The organism is Halobacillus sp. (assembly GCF_049282395.1).
Classification (GTDB): Bacteria; Bacillota; Bacilli; order Bacillales; family Halobacillaceae; genus Halobacillus.
In genome coordinates this window covers 1-2630 of record NZ_JBAPTY010000376.1, presented here as the reverse complement: position 1 = coordinate 2630, position 2630 = coordinate 1, and the positions used below count along the sequence as shown (strand labels likewise).

The 2630-nt window shown below is 45.7% G+C and carries 2 protein-coding genes; both read right to left on the bottom strand.

What is annotated here, in order from left to right:
• Positions 1–1030 (bottom strand): amidohydrolase (locus WAM07_RS15640; RefSeq protein ID WP_422168315.1); only part of this gene is annotated, 1030 nt, incomplete at its 3' end.
• Positions 1020–2237, bottom strand: coding sequence for a M20 metallopeptidase family protein (locus WAM07_RS15635; RefSeq protein WP_422168314.1), 1218 nt, complete (start codon positions 2235–2237; stop codon positions 1020–1022). The genes WAM07_RS15640 and WAM07_RS15635, both read right to left, overlap by 11 nt.
• Positions 2238–2630: the final 393 nt, after the last annotated feature.

The window sequence follows — 2630 nt, the reverse complement described above, 5'->3', positions numbered from 1 at the left end:
CGCAAATCATCTGCTCCGTTTCGCCTACGAAATCAATGTCTACATCGACCTGGTGCATGTCCGCTGCAGCCTGAATCATACGTCTGGCTTCCTTTTGCATATAAGCATTTATGGCTTTCGTTTCCCCTCGCGTTTCAAGTTCCAGAAAGCCGCGGTCCGATATAATATTACGTCCGTTGCCGGCAATCAGTTTTCCTGCGTTCACCCGGCTGATGCCTTCACTGTGCCGGGGAATGGAATGCAATTGAGTCGCTGCCGTGGCTGCCGCGAGCAAGGCATTGCGTCCTTCTTCGGGTTTCATACCGGCATGAGAGGATTGGCCGTTAAAATGGGCGTCTAATTTCGCTGATGCCAGAAACCCTTTGGTAGTGGCTGCCACCGTTCCAACAGGCAGATCCTGAATTCCGATATGTCCGGAATAAAAGAAATCCACGTCTTTGAGCCAGCCTTTGTCTGTCATCGCTCTTGCGCCTCGCCCGCCTTCTTCGGCCGGCTGAAACAGGAGAGTAAACTTTCCGTTTAAGTCTGAACTATTCTCCGCAATGAAATGAGCGAGTCCAAGGCCGATGGTGGTGTGCCCGTCATGGCCGCAAGCATGCATAACACCTGTATGTTTGGATACAAAAGAGTGTTTAAAAGGCAAGTGCTCTTCAACTTCAGCTTCTGTAATCGGCAAAGCATCAATGTCAAAGCGGAAGGCAAGGTGGTCGCCGGTGGTTTCTGTATCCCATACCGCGACTAGTCCGGTATGACCGCCCTTCATGTTTGCAAGAAAGCGGTCATCTACCGACGCGGATGCTACCATTTCCTTTTCCTGAAGCGTTTCTTCATCAGGAACACCGTATCTGGAATCGCTTTGCAGAGCATCTTTTCCTACATATAGAGTAAAGCCCAATTTTTCTAATTCCTGCCCAATCGTATAGGTGGTGCAGTATTCCATAAACCCAAGTTCAGGATACTTATGATAGTGACGGCGCCATTCAGTTAATTTAGGCTGGATAGCCTGAATGAATGAATCGTTATGAGGCACTTCGATCACCTTCTTTACTTTCAGCCAGGCTTTGCAGTGTATCCAGCGCTACCTGGACTAAATAACGACTTCCGATCGGCAGGGCCTTTTCATTCAATTGAAAACCAGAATCGTGAAGTGGTTTCTGATTGTCGGCATCTTCAATTTGAGTGCCGAGCCAGATAAAGGCACCCGGATAATGAAGCAGGAATCTGGAGAAATCTTCTCCGGCTAAAGCTGGATCGAGAGAAGGTGTTGCATCTTCACCTAAAAGACGCTGGGCTGATTTGCGGGCTGTCTGAGCCCATTCTGGTGTATTAATGGTCGCGGGATAGCCATCATAATAAGTTACTTCTGCCTCTCCCTCGAATGCTTCGGCCGTCTGCTGAATAACCCTGTGGAAACGTTGTTTTACTTTTTCCTTCACTTCTGATTTAAAAGTACGTACGGTACCTTCGAAAACCACCTGTTCGGGAATAACATTGTACCCATAGCCGCCTTCAATCCGGCCAATGGTTACAACTGCTGAATCAAGCGGGTTTACGTTCCGACTGACAATGGTCTGAAGACTGGAGATGATTTGATTGGTAATAATTAAAGCATCATTGCCATCATGAGGCATGCTCGCATGTCCGCCTTTTCCTTTAACAATCACTTTAAATCGGTCGGAAGCTCCCATCATTTCTTTATCCCGAATACCTACTTGACCGACAGGGAGGCTTGGCCATACATGCTGTCCATAAATGACGTCCGGTGTGTATTGATCAAACACTCCATCGTCAAGCATAGGTTGTGAACCGCCGTAAGGAGACGTCTCTTCCGCGGGTTGGAAGACGAGTAAAACCGTGCCATGAAGGTCTTCTTTTTGCTGTTGAAGAGCGTAACCGGCGCCGAGCAGCATAGCTGTATGAGCGTCATGGCCGCATGCGTGCATTTTTCCGTCGTTTTCAGATGCAAACTCATGCTGGTTGGCTTCCTGAATCGGAAGGGCATCCATATCGGCTCTGAGCGCTACTGTCCCACCTGGATGTTCTCCTTTTATAATTCCGAGAACGCCGGTCTTAGCAAAACCAGTTTGAAATTCAATGCCGTATTCCGTAAGTTTCTCTTTTACTAAAGCAGATGTCTGATATTCTTCGTTGCTCAGCTCTGGATGCTGATGCAGCGTCCGGCGAATATTCAGAATATCGCTTTCAATAAATGAAATGTGTTCTTTTATATTGTTCAAAAATGTTCCTCCTTTAAATTAAGGACATTTTCCTTAAATGTTCCGTTAATAAGTAGTATAACAAAATATAAATAAATTTCATCCTTTTCCGACAAAAAATTTAGAAAATTTGAATAGAATGGCTTTGAAAGGGAACAAGCATAGTTTGGTACTTATCGTTTGTTGTCTGTACGGGCAGGCTTCCAAAAGAATACCTTTCATCTTACTGCGTAACCCCTTCTAATGGTACTATAGTAAAAGAAAGGTATAACTTGAGGTGGGATTGATGGATCAACGCAAAGTTTTCATATCCTTATTACTGTTGCATATGCTTGTTCTTTTCGGAATTATTGGATATATGATTACGGAACAGCTCTCGTTTTTTGATGCTTTGTGGCTGGCGGTTGTGTCCGT